At 44.0% G+C, this 22409-nt stretch carries 24 protein-coding genes and 1 riboswitch; of the genes, 22 read left to right on the top strand and 2 right to left on the bottom strand.

The window, feature by feature from the left end; all coding sequences use genetic code 11:
- Window positions 1-86 precede the first annotated feature (86 nt).
- The 15 genes from AC5V8P_RS09495 to AC5V8P_RS09425 all read left to right on the top strand — a co-directional run bounded on the left by AC5V8P_RS09495 (window position 87) and on the right by AC5V8P_RS09425 (window position 13542).
- On the top strand, window positions 87-425 hold the full coding sequence (locus tag AC5V8P_RS09495) for a cyclic-phosphate processing receiver domain-containing protein (RefSeq protein WP_063212621.1): 339 nt from the start codon (window positions 87-89) through the stop codon (window positions 423-425).
- Window positions 422-736, top strand: coding sequence for a thioredoxin family protein (locus AC5V8P_RS09490; RefSeq protein WP_064796500.1), 315 nt, complete (start codon window positions 422-424; stop codon window positions 734-736). The genes AC5V8P_RS09495 and AC5V8P_RS09490 overlap by 4 nt, the downstream gene beginning before the upstream one ends.
- Window positions 733-1506: an ABC transporter ATP-binding protein gene (locus AC5V8P_RS09485; protein WP_064796501.1), complete on the top strand. Its 774-nt coding sequence runs from the start codon at window positions 733-735 to the stop codon at window positions 1504-1506. The genes AC5V8P_RS09490 and AC5V8P_RS09485 overlap by 4 nt, the downstream gene beginning before the upstream one ends.
- A gap of 22 nt (window positions 1507-1528) precedes the next feature.
- On the top strand, window positions 1529-2587 hold the full coding sequence (locus AC5V8P_RS09480) for a 23S rRNA (cytidine(2498)-2'-O)-methyltransferase RlmM (RefSeq protein ID WP_064796502.1): 1059 nt from the start codon (window positions 1529-1531) through the stop codon (window positions 2585-2587).
- Window positions 2588-2765: 178 nt separating this feature from the next.
- Window positions 2766-4259, top strand: a complete 1494-nt coding sequence (locus tag AC5V8P_RS09475) for a serine/threonine protein kinase (RefSeq protein ID WP_064796503.1) — start codon at window positions 2766-2768, stop codon at window positions 4257-4259.
- Window positions 4260-4300: 41 nt separating this feature from the next.
- The gene (locus AC5V8P_RS09470; RefSeq protein WP_064796504.1) at window positions 4301-5278 is read left to right on the top strand and encodes an SAF domain-containing protein; all 978 of its coding nucleotides are present in this window, start codon (window positions 4301-4303) and stop codon (window positions 5276-5278) included.
- A gap of 22 nt (window positions 5279-5300) precedes the next feature.
- Entirely contained in the window at window positions 5301-6014 is a 714-nt protein-coding gene (locus tag AC5V8P_RS09465; RefSeq protein WP_064796505.1) for a hypothetical protein, read from the top strand.
- On the top strand, window positions 6011-6868 hold the full coding sequence (locus AC5V8P_RS09460; RefSeq protein ID WP_064796506.1) for a hypothetical protein: 858 nt from the start codon (window positions 6011-6013) through the stop codon (window positions 6866-6868). Before AC5V8P_RS09465 ends, AC5V8P_RS09460 begins: the two co-directional genes overlap by 4 nt.
- Window positions 6868-8703: an ATPase, T2SS/T4P/T4SS family gene (locus AC5V8P_RS09455; protein WP_064796507.1), complete on the top strand. Its 1836-nt coding sequence runs from the start codon at window positions 6868-6870 to the stop codon at window positions 8701-8703. Before AC5V8P_RS09460 ends, AC5V8P_RS09455 begins: the two co-directional genes overlap by 1 nt.
- Entirely contained in the window at window positions 8693-10777 is a 2085-nt protein-coding gene (locus AC5V8P_RS09450) for a hypothetical protein (protein ID WP_063212630.1), read from the top strand. Before AC5V8P_RS09455 ends, AC5V8P_RS09450 begins: the two co-directional genes overlap by 11 nt.
- A 50-nt stretch (window positions 10778-10827) precedes the next feature.
- Entirely contained in the window at window positions 10828-11307 is a 480-nt protein-coding gene (locus AC5V8P_RS09445; RefSeq protein ID WP_007430644.1) for a hypothetical protein, read from the top strand.
- 41 nt (window positions 11308-11348) lie between these two features.
- A complete protein-coding gene (locus AC5V8P_RS09440) occupies window positions 11349-11744 on the top strand; it encodes a hypothetical protein (protein ID WP_063212631.1) in 396 nt (131 codons plus the stop codon).
- Window position 11745: 1 nt separating this feature from the next.
- Complete coding sequence (locus tag AC5V8P_RS09435; RefSeq protein WP_063212632.1) at window positions 11746-12300, top strand: hypothetical protein; 555 nt, start codon at window positions 11746-11748, stop codon at window positions 12298-12300.
- Window positions 12287-13276 (top strand): hypothetical protein, encoded by a 990-nt coding sequence (locus tag AC5V8P_RS09430; RefSeq protein ID WP_064796508.1) that lies wholly within the window; start codon window positions 12287-12289, stop codon window positions 13274-13276. Before AC5V8P_RS09435 ends, AC5V8P_RS09430 begins: the two co-directional genes overlap by 14 nt.
- An 83-nt stretch (window positions 13277-13359) precedes the next feature.
- Window positions 13360-13542 carry a hypothetical protein gene (locus tag AC5V8P_RS09425; RefSeq protein ID WP_231116807.1) on the top strand — a complete coding sequence of 61 codons (183 nt, stop codon included), beginning with the start codon at window positions 13360-13362 and terminating at the stop codon, window positions 13540-13542.
- A gap of 283 nt (window positions 13543-13825) precedes the next feature.
- On the opposite strand, the gene AC5V8P_RS09420 is transcribed toward AC5V8P_RS09425, so the two are convergent.
- Window positions 13826-15145, bottom strand: coding sequence for an amidohydrolase family protein (locus tag AC5V8P_RS09420; RefSeq protein WP_064796509.1), 1320 nt, complete (start codon window positions 15143-15145; stop codon window positions 13826-13828).
- A gap of 157 nt (window positions 15146-15302) precedes the next feature.
- Here AC5V8P_RS09420 and AC5V8P_RS09415 point away from each other — a divergent pair, with 157 nt between their 5' ends.
- Entirely contained in the window at window positions 15303-15731 is a 429-nt protein-coding gene (locus AC5V8P_RS09415; protein WP_063212635.1) for a MarR family winged helix-turn-helix transcriptional regulator, read from the top strand.
- A 367-nt stretch (window positions 15732-16098) separates the two neighbouring features.
- Window positions 16099-16809 carry a DUF421 domain-containing protein gene (locus AC5V8P_RS09410; RefSeq protein ID WP_064796510.1) on the top strand — a complete coding sequence of 237 codons (711 nt, stop codon included), beginning with the start codon at window positions 16099-16101 and terminating at the stop codon, window positions 16807-16809.
- A gap of 20 nt (window positions 16810-16829) precedes the next feature.
- On the opposite strand, the gene AC5V8P_RS09405 is transcribed toward AC5V8P_RS09410, so the two are convergent.
- The gene (locus AC5V8P_RS09405) at window positions 16830-17273 is read right to left on the bottom strand and encodes a ferritin-like domain-containing protein (protein ID WP_063212658.1); all 444 of its coding nucleotides are present in this window, start codon (window positions 17271-17273) and stop codon (window positions 16830-16832) included.
- A 349-nt stretch (window positions 17274-17622) separates the two neighbouring features.
- Between AC5V8P_RS09405 and AC5V8P_RS09400 the strand changes: the two genes are divergently transcribed.
- The 5 genes from AC5V8P_RS09400 to AC5V8P_RS09380 form a co-directional block, all read left to right on the top strand.
- A complete protein-coding gene (locus tag AC5V8P_RS09400) occupies window positions 17623-19176 on the top strand; it encodes an ABC-F family ATP-binding cassette domain-containing protein (protein WP_064796511.1) in 1554 nt (517 codons plus the stop codon).
- An 85-nt stretch (window positions 19177-19261) separates the two neighbouring features.
- A riboswitch (TPP riboswitch) is annotated at window positions 19262-19370 on the top strand.
- Window positions 19371-19678: 308 nt separating this feature from the next.
- Entirely contained in the window at window positions 19679-20299 is a 621-nt protein-coding gene (locus AC5V8P_RS09395) for a thiamine phosphate synthase (RefSeq protein ID WP_064796512.1), read from the top strand.
- A gap of 29 nt (window positions 20300-20328) precedes the next feature.
- Window positions 20329-21477 carry a glycine oxidase ThiO gene (gene thiO, locus AC5V8P_RS09390; protein WP_064796513.1) on the top strand — a complete coding sequence of 383 codons (1149 nt, stop codon included), beginning with the start codon at window positions 20329-20331 and terminating at the stop codon, window positions 21475-21477.
- Window positions 21474-21677: a sulfur carrier protein ThiS gene (thiS, locus tag AC5V8P_RS09385; protein WP_013371465.1), complete on the top strand. Its 204-nt coding sequence runs from the start codon at window positions 21474-21476 to the stop codon at window positions 21675-21677. The genes thiO and thiS overlap by 4 nt, the downstream gene beginning before the upstream one ends.
- Before the next feature lie 2 nt (window positions 21678-21679).
- A partial coding sequence (locus AC5V8P_RS09380) for a thiazole synthase (protein WP_495473609.1) occupies window positions 21680-22409 on the top strand: 730 nt, incomplete at its 3' end.

Raw genomic sequence — 22409 nt, 5'->3', positions numbered from 1 at the left:
TCAAAGCTGGCAGTAAAATATACAGAGGATAATAGTACTAAGCGACTTATGTAAGCTTACTTTTTGGGAAGAAGGAGGAGAAGTTGATGTATTTGTTTATGGACGATTATCGACCTTGTCCTCCAGGTTTTAAGCTGGCAAGGGACGCGGATGAGTGTCTGCTTCTGCTTCATGAATACCCTATATCGATCCTGTCGTTAGATTATGATTTGGGTCCAGGCCAACCGACGGGAAAGGATGTAGCTGCTGCTATTGCAAGTAAACAATTATATCCGCGCGAAATTTACTTGCATTCCTCCAGTCCACAGGGGCGGCAAGCCATGTATGAACTGCTTTATGCGAATAAGCCGGAGGGAGTCACTGTGCATAACGGACCCATTCCTGAGGCGCGTATGCAAGAGATCATAAGCGAGTCCAAGCGATGAAAGAGCTCGGACAAAAGGAGGCACGCCGTGCCATATGGGAGGGATGCAAGCTGGCTTTGTTTGTATACACTCCCATGTGTGGGACATGCGCGGCTGCCCGTAGAATGTTGGAGGTAGTAGAGCATTTGCTTCCCGAAGGAACAGTGGTACAGAGCAATATTAACTATATTCCTGAACTAGTGCAGGAGTATCGGATTTCCAGCGTCCCCGCGCTTCTTATATATAATGGTGAAAACAAAAATCCTGAAATCATCTACAAAATGGAATCTGTAGAACACTTGCTGAGCAGGATAAGGAGCGTGATGGAATGATATCCATGAAAAACATTACATTACAGCGCGAAGAAAGACGTATCTTGGACGATGTAAGCCTGGAAATACGAGATGGTGAACATTGGGCTATTTTGGGTCGAAATGGTTCCGGCAAAACAACATTGTTGGAAATGATGACAGGGTATATGTTTCCAAGTCGTGGCACAGTTGAGGTGCTTGGGCATACGTATGGTCAATGTGATGTGCAGGAAGTTCGCAAGCAGATCGGATACATTAGCCAGACATTACTGGAAAAGCTGGCGCTAAAAGATCCCGTTTGGGAAGTAGTGGCTACAGGTGCGTATGCTTTTTTACGTTTTTATCAGGAGATTCCGACGGAGGCAAAAGAAAAAGCCGTATCTCTGCTGGAAGGTATGAATTTAGGCGATCTTATTCATCACCCGTTGGGCACATTGTCGCAAGGAGAACGAAAAAAAGTGATGCTGGCCCGCTCGCTGATGGCTGAACCTCGTCTGTTGATTATGGATGAGCCTTGTGCAGGGTTGGATTTATTTGAACGGGAAAAAATGTTGGTCGAGATTGATCGGCTTCGCAAGCGGGACTTATCAGTGGTCTATGTAACTCATCACATTGAGGAGATTGTCCCCCTCTTTACGCATGTTGCATTGATTCGGGATGGCAAGATTGCAGCTGCTGGACCGAAAAAAGAAGTTTTAACGAAAGAATTGATTATGCATACTTATGAAATTCCAGTTGAGCTGGAATGGGATGGAGAACGTCCCTGGATTCGGGTGTGCGCTGGAGGGTAACGTTATTTTGGAGGAACTATACATGAATACAGATGAGCAGGGTGAGTCCACTTTGTCGACATCGAGATTTGTTTGTACGGCCAACCATGGTTTTGCACCCTATGCTCAGGAGGAGCTTAGAAGATTATTTGGCTCTGTGAAAAGCACGATGCTTCTACCTGGTGAAGTTTTTTTAGCAACATTACCTGCTGGAGAAATGGAAACAGTGAGGACGATTGCAGGCCAACCACCGATGTTTCTGCGTCATTTGTTCCCTGTTCATTTTCAGGAGGAAGGAACGGATCTAGTTCAAGTGCAAGAGCGCCTGGTTGCATTTATCCGTAACCGTAAGGAACTGATAGATCAACGTGTTTCTTTGCAAGTACGCAAGGGAACTAATAGCAGTTGGACTGAAAGCGCAGGTGCGCTCAAGCTGGCCTTGAGTGAACAACTAAGTGATCTACCTATGGAGTTGGTAGTACAAGGCGCCGATGTTATTGTGTCCGTTTTTACAGATACGGATACGTGGTACGCTGGCGTATCACATCCTCAGGACAACCTATCGGATTGGAGCGGAGGTGCGGTTCGTTTTCAGAAGGAAGAAGGACAGATTTCTCGTGCTAAATTCAAGCTATTGGAAGCAGAAGCGGCATTCGGCATTGACTTTAGCGCTTTCCATCAGGGGCTTGATATTGGGGCAGCACCGGGCGGATGGACTTCCTTCTTGTTGGAGCGGGGACTGAAAGTTACTGCTGTTGATCCAGCCAAGATGGACCCCTCACTGATGAAGTACGCTAATTTAACATTTTTGCGTAAAAATGCAAGTGAAGTTAAATTTAAAGAGAATTCGTTCGATCTGCTGGTTTGTGATATGAGTTGGAGTCCAAAACAGATGGCAAGGCTCGTTACTGATCTACTATACAGTTTGCGCAGTGGTGGTACGGCTATCGTAACAGTCAAGCTAATGCATAAAAAGCCTTTGGCGCTCATTCATGATGTGATTGCTTCATTTGAGGAATCCGGCATGCAAATTCAGCGAGCTAAGCAGCTTTTCCATAACCGAGATGAGATTACCCTGTACATGATCAAGTATGGAAAATAATTCTTTACAATAGATTAGGTATGCTATATAATAAAGCCAAATTGTTCCTTTAAAAAATCATTATGTTAAATCAAGGGAAAGCATCCCGCGAAAATTGTTTTCATGATCTCATGAAGACTTCATTTTGCGGTGGCTTTCCCTTTTTTGCGTTGTCTGTGTATAGAAGGGAGGTAAGAGGATGATGAACCAACCATCACATTTAGAATTTGGGTCAATAGTCGGTGAACGTTACCGAATTATTCGCACGTTAGGTTCGGGAGGCATGAGCCGTGTGTTCATGGCCGAAGATTTAAAGCTGCCGGGCAAGCAATGGGCAGTGAAGGAGTCGGTAGCCGATGCCAAAATGATGAAGTTTATACGGACGGAAGCCGAAATGTTGATTTCGCTAAGCCATCCACGTTTACCGAGAATTGTTGATTTTTTTGAACATCCTCCATCTGGTGCGGTATATCTGGTCATGGACTATATCGAAGGAATTACACTAGAAGCATACATGAAGGGCTACCAAGGCTATATTCCACAGGAGCAAATCATTCCCTTCGCTTTGCAGGTGTTGGATGTACTTGATTATTTGCATACCCGTCAATTGCCAGTTATTTATCGGGATCTCAAACCGGCGAATATTATGCTAACACCGGAAATGGAATTTAAGCTGATTGATTTTGGCATAGCAAGGAGTTATAAGACTGAGCTGGATCAGGATACGATCAAGCTGGGCACAGTGGGCTTTGCGGCCCCTGAACAGTATGGAACAGGTCAGACAGATGCTCGCTCGGATTTGTACAGTCTGGGGGCTTTACTATTGTATCTATGTACGGGTGCTAAATATAGCGAGTGGACAGCAGGAGTTGAAGGGTATATTCGTGGGGAATTGCCTCGACATTTGATCCCGATAATTCGAAAGTTGCTGCGGCATCATCCTGAGGAACGATACCAGTCTGCTGAGGAGGTCATTAGAGAACTGAGGCGTAGTGCAGATTTTAAGTCTGTTCAACCAGGAAAATCTGTTAGTAATGCTTCAATCGATTATGCGGGAACAAGGGTAGTAGCTGTGCTGGGTGTGTCTTCCGGTTCTGGTGCAACGCACACAGCAATTGCGGTGAGCCACTATTTGGCTCGAAGAACCCGCTCCGTAGCATTAGTTGAACTGCATAGTACAGCTAAGGCATTTGCCCGACTTCAAGAAGCCGTGGAAGGCATAGCTGCTGGGCAAGCGAGTTCAAGTCGGCGTTTTGAAGTCGACGGAGTCCATTATTGGCGGCAAACATCTCGTGCGGATGTCATTTCTTTGCTGGGCGGCTCCTACAGATTTATCGTATTGGACTTGGGGAGTGGGCGGGACAATGAACGGCTGGAAGAATTTTTGAGAGCCGATTACCCGCTAGTTGTTGGCTCAGGAGCCGAATGGAGAGTTCAGGATATAACGAGTCTAGCCCGATCTCTTCAGCGTCATTCGCAACGCAAATGGAATTACTGCTTGCCATTGGCAACCTCAGAGTCTGTCCGCAGGTTACGAAAGGAGCTGGATCACGATAAAGTATTTGCGCTGCCGTTTCATTCAGATCCTTTCGAGCGTGATGATGAAATGGATCAGGTATTGGACGAACTTTTTCGTGGAGTCATTACAGTTGCTCGTAAAAAACGTTTTAGGTTCCTTAAACGGCAGCGCTAAATCGATAGGTATATATTAAAAAGAGGCAGGGGAGAAGCTGTGTGTTCAAGCTAAGAAAAAGCAGCAAGCAAAAACTATATGCAGGCTGTATTGGGGCAGGAATGGTAGGCATTATCTTTGTGGGCTACCTAATGGTAAATACCCATCAAATGAGTGAGATCAGGAAGCAGGCAGAGGTTCAGGCAGAACAGAAATGGAAGCTGTATGAACAAGAGCAACGGACGGCAAAAACAGGCTGGGCGGTTGTTCGTGACATTTCACCAGGCGAACAGATTACATCTAAAGATTTGAAGGGAATTAAAGTTCCTGGTTCTCAAGCTCCGTCTAATTTATTAGCAAATAGGAGCGAAGTTTCTGGCACCATAGCCAAGATAGAGCTAAAAAAAGGATCTGTGCTTACAACGGCTATGATTACAGCTGATGAACCTACACCTAAGGATCTACGCAACCGTGAGCTGAAAGTGGTAGTACTACCCAGCAGCCTGAAATCAGGGGACGAAGTGGATATCCGCATTCAATTTCCAACAGGCCAGGATTACATCCTATTATCCAAAAAGAAGATATCCCGACTGGAAGGTTCAATCGTATGGGTCACTATGAATGAGCAGGAAATACTCTCGCTTTCGAGTGCGATTGTAGATGCCTATCTACATAAAGCATCCATCTATGCTTTAACATACGTAGATCCCCAATTTCAGCCCAAGGCAATCCCGACTTATCCACCTAATGCGCAGGTGTTAGCGTTAATGAATAGTGATCCGAACTTGATCCGTGTTGCTGAACAGAAACTGTCCAAGCAGCTACGAGATTCTCTAGAAAATGCTATTAGTTCTTCAAACAATGTGATTTCAACACCTGTGGAGAGAAGCCTTAGTGAGGAGATTGCATCTCAGGATGCAGGCGCAACTATTGAAGACGCAGCAAATGGAATTGTCGATACAGGGAGTGAAGAACAGGATCACAAAGAACAGACGAACATTCTAACGCAGGGCGGTAGCTCTGATCCGTATGCCCAATAAATGAGAGAAAAGGAACGGAAGTATGAAAACATGGATATTTGCCGGTCTTTGTGACAAAAGCGATACCTTATTAAACGTAAGCAGTGTATTGGCAGCTTCCGGCCAACAGGTACTACTTGTGGATGCTACACGGCAGGGGCGGTACCGGTATAGCATAGGAATGCTCGATAAACCACTACCTATTACGAAGTTTTGTGGATTTGATGTAGCGATTGGATTTACAGCGTGGGAAGATCTGCATATCGGTATGCTGGCTGATCAAAAGTCAGAACAGACTTATGACATTGTTATCTTGGATATAGAGCTACCTGATTTTTGTCCGATTTCTGTTTGGAAAAAGGCGGAACTGCGAGTTTGGGTTAGTGATTATAGCCGCAAGCTCATGCACAACGGACAGAGTTGGCTTGACCATTTGTTTGATCAACCTGACTTTCCCAAAGACCTTGTATTTCACAAGCTATTTATACAGGCAGTGGATTGCGGTGTGGAGGAGTCGTATTTGTGGGAATACATGAACCGCTTTCCTGCCTTATGGCAGCAAGAACCGTATGTACTACCATGGGATGAGGGGCAGCTTGCTCTAAAGCTGGAAAATGAGCATAAAAAACAGCTTTTGCTAAAACCTCTATCCAGAATATATAAGAGAGAATTATGTCGTTGCATTGGAGAATGGATGAGTTGGGAGATAAAAGAGAGTCGTCGTGCGCTAAAGCGTGCGGAAAGGAGGAGAGCATGAGCACTATTTTGTTTTGGAGTCCCATTAAGGGAGCAAGTGGAAGTAGCTCATTAGCTGCAGCAGTAGCCATTACACTAGGTAATTTATATAGAGGAAGACTATTATTGACTCATTTGGGCTGTAGGCATACCGGTATTGAATCAGGATTTCCTATCCAGGAGTACAGTATGGACGATCCAAGTCTACAAATTCAGGAAGGAGGCTGGGATGCTGTTTCACGTTTAGTTCTAAGAGGGACGCTGTCTAGAGAAAATATTCGTAACTATACGGCACCAGTACTGGAACACACACTGGATATGCTTGAGGGAACCTCCGGTTTTGGAGCTACACCGCCGCTACTTTCCCCTGATCTTGTAAGGGTGGTGATCGATACAGCGAATCAATATTACGATTTAACGCTGATTGATGCAGGAAGTGGAGTAGGCTGGGGGGCTGTACAACATGAAGCATGCGCACAAGCCAAACTGGCCGTTCTTTCGCTCACTCAGAATATGCGTGAGTTGGACGCTTATTTTGATTCTGTGTCTCCGTTATCCACATATTCGTCATTACCCTTATTAATTGTCCTTGGAAAATATGATGTGCATTCACAAGCAAATGAAGCGAATATCCGCAGGAGATATGGCTACAAGGGTACTTTGCACACAGTTCCTTACAGCACCAAATTTATGGACGCATGGAACCGAAGGGATGTGATTGGTCATGTGCAGCGCGAGGTACGAAGTGGAAAAGAGCAACAACGAAAGCTTTTTAAGCCTGTAGGTTGGGCGCAGGGCGTACGGCAAATAAGCAAAGCTATTTTGGAGACGGTGGAGTCCGATCTTCGGCTCAAGGCTTTGGAGAGGGGCGCTTAATGCTGTCTACTTATGTGATCAACGGATTAATAACTACTTGTATTTTGTTGTTCTGCACCGTACTAATTATTGTTAAATATCGAGGGAAGCTTCACCCGCAACGTTCAGCTCTTCAAGTAGAGGCAAAGAGCGAAGATGCCACATTCGAAGCATTGCTAGAGTTTATCAAAAATGCGCTTCATGAACTAAGTCATAGCCAGATGGCGGATGCAGGATTACATGAGGAGGAATATAGGCGACGTATCCATCAAAGGGCGGAGCTACGAAGGGCGTTAAAGGACTGTGCCAATGGCAGCATTGGAGATAAACGCTTTGTTAAAAACCTCATGAGTGAGCTTCTGGTTAACGGTTACGGGTTGAACGAGAAAATCGCCGATACTGTAATGCCATTCTCCAGACCTGAGTTGTTTAGCACACAGGATCAATTCGAAATTATTTTTTACCAATACCAGCAGAAGTTTGGCGCGGAGGCACTATCACGTTTATTAGATACCTATGACTTAGCCGAAATGAGGTACTCACAGCCAGGTGAAGAGGATGGAAGCTACTTCGTAACGACAGAGGATATCCGCTATATCTATGACTGTGAATATCGTCCCCTGTCTTTTATGGAGAAAGTGGATATTATTGTGCAACGGATGTATCAGCATTACAAAGGCTTTTCTGTCATTGATGATATTCGTGACCAGAGGATCGATGGTGTAAGTGGGGGTGTCAGTGGTATGCCGGAAGGTGGTATTTCTTCATCACCACATTGGCCTTCGGATAGGTATGTATTTGAACAAACTTCTGCGCCCACAACGAATGGATATGAGAGCATATGGATTTTCTACAAAGGTAAAACTATCCATCTTGCATTCCTTTCCTTCGGGTCAGAACGTGAGCTTAAAAGGGTGTGTCAAAATATTTACAAATACAATTATCCGGGACAGCTTTCTGAAGCGAATGGTTATAAGGTCAACGAAATGAAGGATGGATCACGGGTAGTAGTAGTGCGCCCTCCTTTCTCTGAATCATGGGCCTTCTTTGTCCGTAAATTTGATATTCAAAGCGCATCGCTGGAACAGTTAATTAGTGGGGGAAACGCTGATTTTCCAATTCAGCTGTTATCTTATCTAATGAAAGGCAGTCGGATTACTGCAATTACAGGCGCGCAGGGTTCAGGTAAGACAACATTGTTAATGGCGATGGTCAAACATATTTACGCTTCGTATACGCTTCGCGTTCAAGAAATGGCTTTTGAGCTGCATTTGCGTAGCATTTACAGTCGCCGTAATATTCTTACCTTTCGAGAAACAGATCATATTTCAGGACAACAAGGTCTTGACTTGCAGAAAAAAACAGATGGAACCGTCAATATTCTGGGCGAAGTAGCGAGTGATGAAGTAGCTGCCTGGATGATTCAAATGTCGCAGGTTGCCAGTCTATTCACTATTTTTACTCATCATGCTAAAACATTTCGTGATCTTGTATTTTCACTTCGTAATTCACTGCTCAAAACTGGAGTATTTCAGCATGAAGGCATTGCTGAAGAACAGGTAGTGCATGTCATTAATTTTGATGTACATCTCAAGCGTGATGCGGAGGGGCGGCGTTATATCGAACGGATCACAGAATGTGTGCCGCGTAACCCAGAGCATACGGAAGTAGGTCCCAATGCTTCATCAAGCTATAGCTATCGCCATGTCATGGAGTATAGAAATGGAAGCTATATACCCATGGAGCCCTTAACAACTACAGGTGTAGAAGAAATGTGTGAGCAGATGAATGCAAAGGATGCTGCAGATTTCCGCAGCTTTTTGACCCGTTATTGGGAGGAAGACTATGAGTCTTAAAGAAATTTTGTTGTGGGTTCTGCTTATATCAGGTGGGGGATTTGCAGTTCTATTTATAGCTTTGAATTGGTTGCATAAGCATCAAAGCTATGCAGTACGCAGAGGTCGAATTCATTCTGTACAGGAAGGGCGAAAGGGAAAAGCGTTACTTTCACGGGAACTGCAAACTCTAATGCACAAATTGTACACGCTGTGTATGAGGGGCCCTATCACATCCAGATACATCACGAGTGTACGTAAACGACTAGCTGGTCAGCATGCATACGATGAGTATAAGCTTCGTCTACAAACCATGAAGATGATATTGTCCATCTGGTGTGCTTTTGCTTGCAGCAGCGTTGTGCTGTTGATGATGAAACCAGGAATAGAGTTTGCTATATTGGCCGTTCTATGCGGAGTGGTAATTAACAGCCTTATTATAGATGTGGCTACTAGCCAAGTGGAAAAAAGGCTGCTTGCGCAAATGATCGAGTTGTTTGCCAATGTACGTCATCACTATCACCAGCACGGTATGGTAGAAGAAGCCATATCCGAAGCGGCCGATATAGCAGGAGCAGAGGCTGGAAGACATGCACGACTCATCCATGAGGCATTGACAGATGCTGATCCGCACGAGGCACTCGAAAGATATTATGAATCGGCTCCCAATCGGTTTTTAAAAGCTTTTGCTGGTATCTCGTATATGGTAATGGAGTTTGGTGATCGGATTGAGGAAGGTGGTTCCATCTATTTAAAGGGACTAAGCAGTCTTGCACGTGAAATCCAGTTGGAGTTGCTGCGGAGAAATAGACTGGACTATCTGCTAAAAAGTTTGAACGTGATCGCACTGGCCCCCGTCTTCTTTACTACCCCAATCGAGAGATGGGCGAGATCCAGCTTTCCATCCATGGATGAGTTTTATCAGGGGAAATTGGGCTATATCATCAAATTGATTGTGTACATTGTTATCATCCTATCCTACTTTCTGTTGCAGAAACTGCAACAGTCCGACGAGACAGGATATCGTGCGGGTAAAGGACGGAGAGTGTGGGAGCAGAAGTTATACCGTTTGCCCGTCATTCGAAATATGGTGGATTCTTTAATGCCTCGGCAGCATATGTCATCTTATTTCCAGATAACCCGACTATTAAAGGAAAGTGGTGCGGAGGTAAAGCTCGAGTGGCTCTACATACGCAGAATCGCTCTTTTTATCTTAGGATTAGTGCTTAGCATCGGTACTATATTTGTTTTACATGAAGCTGAAAAAACGCACATCCTTTATGCACCAGTACAATCAGGCCAAATGTTTGGACGTTTAAGTCCGATCGAGGAAAAGGAAGCTTTGAAGCAAAGTGAAATTGACCGCGCAATCATGCAAACACTGAACATGAAAGCGGACAGCACATATGAGCAAACGTACGCTACTTTAGAGAATTTTGCTAATGGCACAGCTACTCCAGAGGAGCTATCCAGGAATACTCAACGAATCCTCCAGAAACTGAAGGAGTGGAATGATGAATACATCAAGTGGTGGGAAGTACTGATTAGTATGGTTGCTGGGTATGTAGCCTATCAACTGCCCATGCTTTTATTATATTTGCAGCGGAAAATGCGTCGTTTGGATATGAAGCATGAGGTATATCAGTTTCAAACGGTTATTTCCATTTTACGGGCCATGGAACGAATGTCTGTTGAGGAAATATTGGAGTGGTTGAACAGATTCTCAGTGATCTTCAAAAGACCTCTGCAAAAATGTCTGCTTCATTATGAACATGGACCAGAGGCAGCTCTCGATTTGCTGAAAGAAGAAGCGCCTTTGCCGGAATTTCAACGTCTAGTGGACAAGCTCTATTTGTCTTTAGGCAAAATTACGATTCGAGAGGCATTTGATGATTTGGAATCCCATATGTCCTACTATTTTGAACAAAGAAAACAGGAGTATGAAAAAATAATAGACAGCAAGGCGATCTGGGGGAGGATGATTGGGTTTGCGCCGATGTATGGTCTTATCTTTTTATATTTGGTGATTCCGCTGATCGGTATGAGCTTTGTTCAAATGGATAGCTATTATGAGCAAATACAAAAAATTCAGTAAGTAAGTTCATTGATGATTAATCCAAAATTCAAAAGTTGAGGAGAGAAAAAATGAATAATGCATCAACAGCATTAAAGGTAGCCGCTGGGATATTTTTGACCATCGCTCTAATTACGATTGTAGTGATACTGTTTATCTCAGCTCAGGAAGCTACTAAAACGGCACAAAACAATTTTGCCGATATCCAGACCGAATTGTCTCAGGCCTCTTTTACGGTATATGACGGCACTACGATTAGTGGTTCCCAGGTAACCAATGCGCTGCGGAAATTTCAGGGAAAGGACCAGTTCGGTATTCAGATTAAAACTGGAAAAAACATGGCAGGACAGTGGTACGGAAATGCTTTGAATATTAGTCCAGACAGTGAGCAGTATGGTGCTGTGAATGGCGGCAGTGATAAGACGGGAAAAATTGCGAATACACTAAATGAGAAGGAGAATGAATACGTAAATCCAAGTGGTAAATTCAAGGCTGAAATTGTTAAAGACAAATCAAACGTGGTACGTGGGTTGCTGTTTACTCAGTCTTAGGTAGTACAGCAAAGATCAATAGTCATAAGGGAGATGTCAGCATGTCTGATCACGCTTCAAGTATGCTACGGCTTGGTGTGTCAGTTATTTTATTTATAACCGCATGTGTAACGGCAGCAAACTTGTCTTGTCAACTGGGAAGTGCACTTGAATTAAGGTCGCAGCAGGAGGAACAATCTGAGGGACGAATATCCCGTACTATTAAAGTGGAGACACCGCAACGGATTAAAGGGACTCAAGTCATCCAAACCATTCGTATGAACTTACAGGAGGGAATCTCTGTTCAAGTTGACGGTTTAGAGTACAATGTGTACTCTGAACCGTTTGAGCCGGATGTATCTGCCTTGGATGCTTCCTCTGCATATGCCATATACCCACAGCGAAATGGGAACGGAGATATAACATCAGTACGTTTTGAAAAATTGGGGGAGGACTAAAGTGGTTCAAACAATATCCAAACTGTTGGGGGCGCTGCTCGCTGTATTGCTTTTGTATATCGTACCCGCAGCTCAAGCTGCTGAACGGCAGGATGATATATCCGGGTTAAATGCATATCATTCAACTGTACATTTTGTTGATATGGTCAGAACCAAAGGTTACATTACACCGACGATGTATAACGATTTTATGCATGATCTGGAGCTGACAGGCAATACGTACGAAGTTAACTTGGAGCATATGCACAAAAAATATGTACCGAACTATGTAGACGCAGCGAAGCCAGACAGTTTTCTGGGTAATTATGAAGCTGTATACGATGGTTACTATAACCCACAAATCTTACCTGCACTGTTTCCAGATCATTCGCAGCCTAAGTCGGAACAGACGCGTCGGTATACCTTGATGGCTGGTGACTATTTTGCAGTACGATTACATAATATGAATCGGACTCCTGCGGATTTATACAAATCATGGCTTCTGGGTGGATTAGATAACGGTAAGCCGGCAGTAGCAGCTTCTTACGGGGGCATGGTTTTGAATGAAGATTACTGATTTTGCAGTTATTTTTATCCTGCTCTTTTTACCCTTTGGTGTGGTTAGTGATATACAGGTGCAGAATCAACGTGAAGTGCAGCAGCTAGAAATGAAATATACGTCTGCTCTTCGTACCGCAGTTCAGGATGCAGGTGTTGTGCTCTCACAGAATGAACGCCAGGAACGTGAGGCAGGATACGGATCAGATAAGTTTTTTCGTGTAGATAAAGAGGAAGCATTGACCACGTTCCTACACACTCTTTACCTAAATATGGGCATTGATGGGGATACAGCGGCACAACGTGCATTATTGGATTACATACCTGTCATTGTGGTTCTGGATTATGATGGTTATTATACGTTTGCTTCAGCAACCTACCAAGACGTGCATGGACAAGCCACCATAGAACACAAGTGGAGCGTAAAAAAATCCTATGCCTATGTCGATTCTGCAGGAAATAGTGTGGGGTTTACCCTGGATAATTATTTACATGCCTATGATGCCCAGAATCATAGATGGATTGAGGGTTTTCAGAAGGAGCTTGAGGGCCAGACCCCCATTTCGTTACTGAATGATTCAAAAACATTTGAGCAAATACGCCGTTCTACCATCGTTAGCAGCGTTCAGGAGGACTTGGCGCGAATAATTAATATCCACAACGAAAAAGCAGCACATAATAGTATTTCCTATACGTTCACCCTACCACTTATTTCACAGGAGGAGTGGTATAACACGATAGATGATGTGGGGATGATTGCATTTATTCAAGGCATTCCAGTTGGAGATAGGTATTACAATAACTACGGGTTTGGTGGTGGGAGAGTCGTCAGAAAGAAACCTATTATCGGGGCCATAGAACCGGATACTGGAATCAAATATTTTTATAGAGATTCATGTCCAGCTCCCTTTAAAGCGGTTGAACATTTTACAGATGAACAATCTGCGGCAGCTTCGGGATACTTCGAATATCCATATGATAATGGCTTAAAATAATCCACTAAAAGCTGCTAGACATAGCACTGAAGCAAAAAACTAAATTCAGCCGAAGCTTCTATCAAAATATCATTTTTGTGGGCATGATTATCTTATTACTTGCTTTTCAGTCTCAACTCGAGATATTGGAGAAACAGAAGGAGGAAATTACACTTAATCTTGCAGGAGTGTATAGCTCAGGTAAGTTCACCACAATGAATAATCGGATTACAAAACGGGGTGCCAAAGCGACTACGAAGAGCAATTTATTTGGCCGTGTAATCTGACCTGCGACAAGGAGCAAGTCAAAAATAAAAGGCTATTACAAAAGAAAAAGAAAGAACGCAAGTCTTACAAGGTAGGTGTGTTTGCCTGCGCCAACAAGTTATATATCACATATACGCCATCCTAAGTAAAAACGAGCCTTATCACTTGTAAAATACCATATTCATTCATTAGACTGGCAATGCGCGATTAAGCTAACGAAAAAATTTAGTTCAATCATGAATCGACGGGAGCTAGCCACAAACGGCTGTCAGTTTTCATTGAAGCAACGGACCGGGAAGGAGTTTAATTACAGATGTTTAGTTTCTGTACACCTTTGAACCATACGGCTTTAATGGACAAGGAATCCGAGATGTTGGTTATGGGATCACCGTTTACTAGTATAAGGTCAGCGCGCGCACCCTCGGCAATACGGCCGCGATCGATAAGACCAAAGCAACGGGCTGGTTTCGAGGTAGCCGACTGAAGCGCTTCTATCGGAGTAAACCCAGCCTTCACCAGCAATTGCATTTCATGATGGACGCTGGCTCCATGAGCAAGGCCTCCAAGATTCGGAATGGGAACCGGAGCAACATCCGTCCCTACCAGAATATCAACTCCGGCACGGTGTAGGTCCATCACATTCTTAAAACTGTCCTCCATATTGCCTTGTGGAAACGTATTGAAACTGGAGTTTAAGATATCGATCCAATCCGGGCTTAATTTGGAATGAACACGTGGATCATTCGCCAATTCCGATGCCGGATTTCCAGTAATAGATGAATTCAACACCAAGCACGGTGTAACAAAAGCGCCTGAACTCGCTATGGATTTCACTAACTCGGACGTGTACTCGGGTCTGTCAATAAACAAGTGGCCCAAACCGTCGACTCCAAAATCGATGGCTTCTTGCGATGAACGAGCCGTTAAGACGTGGGCGATGACCAACTTATCGAACTTGTGTGCTTCTGTCACTGCTGTTTTTAGAATCTCGTCGCTTAGTACAGGCAGACCAGGTGCACCCATGACCGTTCCTTCTTCAATCATGATCTTAATATAGTCAGCTCCATTTTCCATTTGAGTATGCACATGTTTAATCGCCTCTTCCACCGTGGTCACTTGTGGTATTTCTTCGTGATCGTGAGCGTATGCAGCCAACATCGCTTCCCGGTCTTCTTTCGATAACTTCTCTAGTTCCTTTAATACGAATTCCGGTATTTCGTCTCCATCCGGCAGTAATTCATCTGGGTGTCCGCCCGGAGCGGTGATCGCTATGCCAGCAGAACGGACGTCTGCGACGTCATTCACATTTTTTAACTGAATCTCGCGCCCTCTTTTAGTAAAATCGCCGTTCATTTCGAGTTCTGTTGTAACTCCGAATTTTAAGGCATCCCGTAATCCTCCGATTGAGGTATGGACATGGGCATCAATCAGACCAGGCATTAGAGTCGCATTTTCTCCATCGATAATCGTTGCATCGGCCGGAATGTCTCCACCCACTGAAATAATGGACTCCCCTTTAATGACAACATATCTGGGGGTAATAATTTGATCTCCATCAAAGATACGTACATTTGTAATCGCCGTAACTTGGTCTAATGCAGCATTTTGAGCTACCTTCTCCATTTGAATTCCTCCCAGGTGTTTGTTGTCCAACAATTCGGAGTATAACTGTTAGATATCTAACTGTCAATAAACTAATGTTTGTTTGACACGAAAGTTAGATCTCTGTATAGTTTATTTACTTACAGTTAGCTTTCTAACAATATGGGGAGGTACAATCATGAAGCCTCGCAAGTATACGCCTTATCTAGATTTGTTTCAGGTTATTGGCCTTAAGTTAAAGAAAAAAGCGGACGGTAGCATAAAAGAGTTAGGATTAACCGCTCAACAAGGAAAAATAATTTTGTATATTTACGAGAATCAAGAGACTGGATTGATTCAGAGGGAGCTTGCTGATCGGTTCCATCTGCGCGGGGCTAGCATTACAAGTGTGCTTCAAGGTCTTGAGCAAAGAGGATTTATCGAGCGTAAAATCCCAGCTAATAATGAACGACAAAAAAATATTTATGTTTTACCAAAGGCCGTTGAATTGATTGAAGAATTTAATGACTCCTTCCAAAAGGTGGAGGACGAAATCGTTCAAGTCCTTACCGAAGAGGAGAAGCAAACCTTGAAGGAATTGTTGACCAGAATTAATGAACGCTTATAATTGCGATTGGATCTGCATCGAAGGTCACCTGGATTCTCTATTTCATTAGGCTATGTAATATTGTCCAATAAGCGGAGATTAAGGCTCAATAGTGAATACAATGAATGATTACGCTATCGGGAGAAGATAGTTGAATGAATGACAACAGCGGCAGTCTAAGACTTTATTTATCAAGTCTTAGACTGCCGCTGTTTCTTTAATTGGATCAGTCTAATACTTTATTTTCTGCTGACAACGGGGTTGTATTGATAGGATTAACAGTTAGCAGTTCCCAAGCATTTAGCATTAATTCCATAGGTATATTACTCTAGTGAAGGGGGGAGTATATATACTAATATCTGAAATTTTTAAACAAGGAGGCTTTTGCATGAATGACCATCTCGTTATTTTAATCAGAAGTTTTTCAGCATTCTTTATCTTAATGATAATTGGGAGAATATTAGGGAAGCAAACCCTTTCCAATATGAACTTTCATGAATTCGTAACGGCAGTTATATTAGGAGCTATGGCGGCTAACTTTGCATTTAACGAAAAAATAGAAGTTATCCACCTATTAATAGCCCTGTCCGTTTTTACAATTACTTCTTATGTTTTAGCCAAGCTTTTTTTGAAATTCAGAAGCTTTAAGATGTGGACAGAAGGAACCCCCACCGTTCTCATCGAAGGAGGGCTCATTCTCGAAGATAACTTGAAAAAAAATAATATGACATTGGATTCTTTAAACCAGCAGCTTCGCGAGAAAGATATTTTTAATGTAGAAGAAGTGGAGTACGCCCTACTTGAGATTAACGGAAAATTGTCTGCCCAAAAGAAGAAGGAACTGCAAGCCGTGACATTAAAAGACCTACAGTTGAATGCAGGCAATACCCCACAGTTCCCAATTGAGCTTGTAATCGACGGACAGCTTTTGCATGGCAATTTAGACTCCAACCATATTTCTGAATCCTGGATGAACTCCCAACTCAAAGCACGCGGCAAAAAGTTAGAGGATGTATTCTATGCCGTTAAAGGCAGCAACGGCCAACTTTATGTGGATGATTATAAGGATAATATTCAGCATCCAATTGATATGGAATAGTATTGATTTTCAGAAAATAACTACTTGAGATTCAATGTAATCAGATAATTGTATTTGGCAGCGTGCTTAAGCTCATCCAAGATGATACCGTACACCGTGTCCTTATAGATGCCAGTAGGCAATCCAAACCAGATGTTGCGGTATCGTTCTACCGCACCCAGCTCTCCCATCAAGGCGCGCTGCAGACCTTCGACATAGGAGTGCACCTTTTCATATTTCTCACTACTGATACCTGTAATCTCCTGTCCTGTTAAAGCCCAATACATCTCTCTGAACATTTTGTTATGGGCGCGCTCATCGTTACGGATGCTTTCAATAATAGCCACCTGCTCCTGTGAGGGAGCCAAATTGATCAATTCACTGTAGAACAACTCATCGTTACGCTCCCCTTGTACCGCTTCCTTTATCATTTGTACTGCTTCCTGAAAGCTTGTGTTCCAGATCGGTACAAAATCGGCCCGCATATAATATGAATTTCCCCAGTAAAAAGGTACTTGATACAAGTTTATTCCTCCCAATGTTAGTTTTTAGAAAGTATATGCACATCTGCCCATGTCGGTTCCCACATTAGGAAAATGGATGTTCCGCACACTCCTAGTCGCTCTTTTCATGTGAAGTAATGCTGGCGACTATTTGACTTACTAACATACTGGGTTGATCATACTGATGACCATATGAAAAACCTTAAAATTCGCTGTTTTCATATTCCGATAAGGTGACTGGATGTGCTACAATAAAGCTTTGAAAGAAATCAAATGTATTATATAAGAACAGTCGGCAGCGCCGATGACAATAAGGAGCCAAAAACAGCTTATGAGTTTATTGACTGTAGAAAATGTATCCCACAACTTTGGGGACCGTGCATTATTTAAAAATGTTTCCTTTCGATTGCTTGCGGGGGAACGTGTAGGATTGGTAGGAGCTAACGGTGTTGGTAAATCGACACTCATGAACATTCTGACTGGAAAATTGCTTAAGGATGAAGGCAAAGTGGAATGGACTCCACGTGTGCGTTATGGTTATCTGGATCAGCACACCAAGCTGACACCAGGTAAAACAGTACGTGATGTGTTAAAAGATGCTTTTCTTCCTCTGTTGGAGCTGGAAAAGGAAATGATGCAGATTACGGACAAAATGGGAGATGCTTCTCCCGAAGAGTTGGAAGTTCTGCTGGAACAGATGGGAGAAATTCAAGAGCAACTGGATATGGGGGATTTTTATCTCATTGATGTGAAGGTTGAAGAAATGGCGAATGGATTAGGGCTTTCTGCCATCGGACTGGATCGGGATGTAGCTGCACTTAGTGGTGGACAACGGACAAAGGTCCTGCTTGCTAAGTTGCTGTTGGAAAAGCCGAATGTATTGCTGCTGGATGAGCCTACCAACTATTTGGATGTGGAGCATATTGAATGGCTTACGAGATATTTGAAGGATTATCCTTATGCTTTTATCCTAATCTCACATGATACTGAATTTATGAACCAAGTCGTTAATGTAATCTACCATCTTGAATTTGCTAAGATGACCCGTTATTCAGCTAACTATGAAAAGTTTCTTGAAATGGCGGATCTGAACAAAGCCCAGCATATTGATGCATATGAGAAGCAGCAGGAATATATTAAGAAACAGGAAGATTTTATTCAGCGCAATAAAGCGCGCGCATCTACATCAGGGCGTGCAAAAAGCCGTGAAAAGCAGCTTGACCGGATCGAACGTATTGATAAGCCTGAAGAAGCTGCAAAGCCAACCTTTCAATTCAAAGAAGCCCGTGCGAGCGGGAAAACGGTTTTTGAGGGTATTGATTTTGAAATAGGTTATACACATGCCCTTCTGCCTAAAATGTCCATGACGATCGAACGTGGCGAAAAGATCGCAATTGTCGGCTGCAATGGTGTCGGTAAGTCTACGTTGCTCAAAACCATTTTGGGAAAAATTCCGCCAATCAGCGGAAAGACCTATCAAGGTGATTTCTTGCAGCCTGCTTATTTTGAACAGGAAGTAAAGGCTGGAAAAATTACGCCGATTGACGATGTGTGGAATGAATTCCCACATTTGAATCAGCATGAAGTACGTGCGCATTTGGCACGCTGCGGTTTGAAGAATGAGCATATTACACGGCCTCTATCTGCGCTTAGTGGTGGAGAGCAGGCTAAAGTCCGTCTTTGTAAACTATTAATGCGTGAGAGCAACTGGGTACTGTTTGATGAGCCTACCAACCACTTGGACGTCAAAGCAAAGGATGAATTGAAACGCGCATTGAAGGAATACAAAGGGACCGTATTGCTTGTATCCCACGAACCGGACTTTTACGAAGATTGGGTAACCAAAACGTGGAATGTGGAAGAGTGGTCTAGTAAAGTAAACTAAAAACCCGTTCTGGCATATTTCACACAATATAGGGTTTGCAGAATTAGGAAAATATGCTAAGCTATCCTTAGCTGATACAATAAAATAGTCACACTAGGGGAGCCGCCCATGCGGCTGAGACGGAATAAATGGATTTCGGACCCTTTGTACCTGATCTGGGTTATGCCAGCGTAGGGAAGTGAGCACCGTACAAACAAGAGACGCTCTTTACTTTTGTTCGTGCGGGGAACGATATACGTTTACGGATATATTAGTCCGTTTGATTTTGAACGTTCGTCTAACCACTTCCTTAGGGAAGTGGTTTTTTGTGTTTCGTTCTTTTCATTAGTTCGATCTTCCGTAGACGAATTTACATAGGGTCTCCTTTCATTATTGCTGGCACATGTGGCTAGCTCTGTATGATATTACCTATATGGAGCTACAACAATATAAGTTCAGCTAATACGATTAAATTTTTTAGCTCAAGTGAGGTGAAATTGAAATCGAATTACACGTAATCACGATGGAAAGTGTGTCCTGTGTAGATGTCCCTCAAGTGGCTGCCGCTATTTATCCTTACATTCACTATGTACACGTACGTTCAAAACAGAAAGGCGCGTCTGCTTTGCTTTCTTTGACTCGTAGCATGCTGGAGCAGAAAGTTCCTTTGCAGAAAATTGTAGTAAATGATCGTGTGGACGTAGCTTTACTTACCTTGGCAGGAGCTGTCCAGCTACCGGCTAATGGGTTATCTGTAGTAGATGCAAAAAGTCTACTGCTAGAGGGCACACGCTGTGGAGTATCTGTTCATTCATTGGAGGAGGCACAGGCTGCCGAGCAGGCAGGAGCGGACTATGTACTGTATGGTCATGTATATGAGACCTCTTGCAAGACCGATCTTGTACCGCGGGGGATAGCACAGCTAGAACGCATATGCAGATTGTCGGACATCCCCGTGATTGCGCTCGGCGGCATACAACCGCACCATGTTCCAGAGCTTTATTATGCTGGAGCAAGCGGAATTGCCGTGATGTCTGGTATTTGGGAAGCTGAGTCCCCCATTGCAGCAGCGATGGAATATAGGCGAATGGTGGATCTTGTAATTCGCGAATCTGAAGCTAGAAAACGGACTAAAGAAAGTTGAATACTCACCAGATAGGAGACAGGGGATAAATGTCAGAGACACATACAGAGACCAAAGCGATAGCACACGCTGAATGTTTGGTCATAGGTGGAGGCGTGATCGGCAGTTCCATTGCTTATCATGTGGCCAAGGAGGGACGAAGTACAATTATGCTGGAACGATGGATCCCCGGTGAGGGAGCATCAGGAGCAGCGGTGGGAATGCTGGCAGCGGAAAGTGAAGAATTCACAGACCATGAACTGGCGCGATTTGCCCGTGCAAGTCGAGATGCATTCCCTGAACTTGTCAGTGATTTGGAGCGTTTATCGGGTATTTCAGTGCAATTTCGTACTGAAGGCTTTGTGACTCCTTTTCGTTCGGAAGCAGAGGGGCAAAAACGCTGGAATGCTGCTAAGATGCGAGAGGATGATTGTCACGTTTGGTGGGATGCCAGGGAAGTGGCACGACGGATTCCGGGCTTGGCAGATCAAGTAATTGGTGCTATCTATCGTTCGAAGGAGACACAAGTGGCCCCTGTCCAGCTTTGCCGGGCTTATGCAGGGGCAGCTGCGGTGCTGGGAGCAACAATATGGTCTGGAACTCAAGCTAAGGAACTGGTCATACAGGGCGGTCGAGTTTGCGGTGTGCGAACGGACATTGGTTTCTTTTCCTGCGATCAGGTCGTGATTGCTGCAGGTTTGGACAGCTCAAAACTGCTAGGGCAGATTGGATTTGATTATCCACTTTATCCGGTCAAGGGCGAAGCGGTAGCTGTATCTTTGAAAGATCATCCGTTGGATTATACCATTTATGCCGACGATGTTTACCTCGTACCTAAACAGAATAACGAGCTTTGGATAGGCGCCACGAGTCTTCCACATCAATATGACAAAGAGGTGACCGCGGGAGGATTAAAGGGGCTGTTGGAACGTGCATCTGTTTGGTTACCGTGTGTACACGAAGCTTCTTTTATACGTGCTTGGGCAGGCTTACGTCCGCAGGCAGCAGCGGAGCGACCTTTTATTGGTCCTGTTCCTGGGGTGGAGGGCGCCTATGCTGCAGTCGGGCATTATCGCAACGGTGTCCTGCTTAGTGATGCGACTGGGCGAGCGATGGCCGCTATGCTTAAAGGGGCTGATGCGGCTGAACTTGGAATAAGCAAATTTTCTTCTGAACTTCTCAAGGAGGAAAGTTTATGAAGCTGACCATTAACGGACAGAGCATGACCATTTCTAATCGAATCACTCGTGTAGATCAGTTGCTGCATGAACTTGATTTAAAGGTGAAAACCGTAGTGGTAGAGCTGAATCGGCATATATTGACCCGTGAAGATCATCATGAAACGGTGCTTAAGGATGGAGATTGCTTGGAAATTGTACATTTTGTAGGAGGCGGTTGATCATGTTAACCATTGGAAAAGCATCTTTTACCTCTAGGCTGTTACTGGGAACAGGGAAATTCTCGGATCTGGACATCCAATCCCAAGCTGTAGAGGCTGCTGAGACGGAAATATTAACGTTCGCCGTACGCAGACTGAATTTGGAGGAACGGGACAAGGAACATTTTCTCGATACGCTGGATTTGAGCCGGTATACACTTCTTCCCAACACAGCAGGAGCAACTACAGCAGAAGAGGCAATCCGTATTGCTAAGTTGGCAAAAGCCTCCGGCTTGTGCGATATGATTAAGGTGGAGGTCATTGGGGATAGCAAGACGCTGTTGCCTGACCCTTTTGAAACGTTGAAAGCTAGTGAAAAGCTGCTAGAGGAAGGTTTTGTTGTACTGCCCTACATATCGGATGATGTGATACTAGCGAAGAGGTTACAAGAGCTCGGAGTACATGCCGTTATGCCTGGGGCGTCCCCCATTGGTACAGGACATGGGTTGCTCAATCCATTTTCATTAGAGTTGATTATTGAACAAGCGGAAGTTCCGGTCATTGTCGATGCTGGTATTCGCTCACCTGGTGACGCAGCAATGGCAATGCAATTGGGGGCAGATGGTGTTTTGCTGAATACAGCTGTCTCGGGAGCGAAGGATCCTGTGAGAATGGCTGAGGCCATGAAGCTGGCTGTACGTGCAGGTAGATATGGTTTTGAGGCAGGGATGATTCCTGTAAAACGTTATGCTT

The organism is Paenibacillus sp. N119s (assembly GCF_059447605.1).
This window is presented reverse-complemented; position numbering and strand designations above follow the sequence as displayed.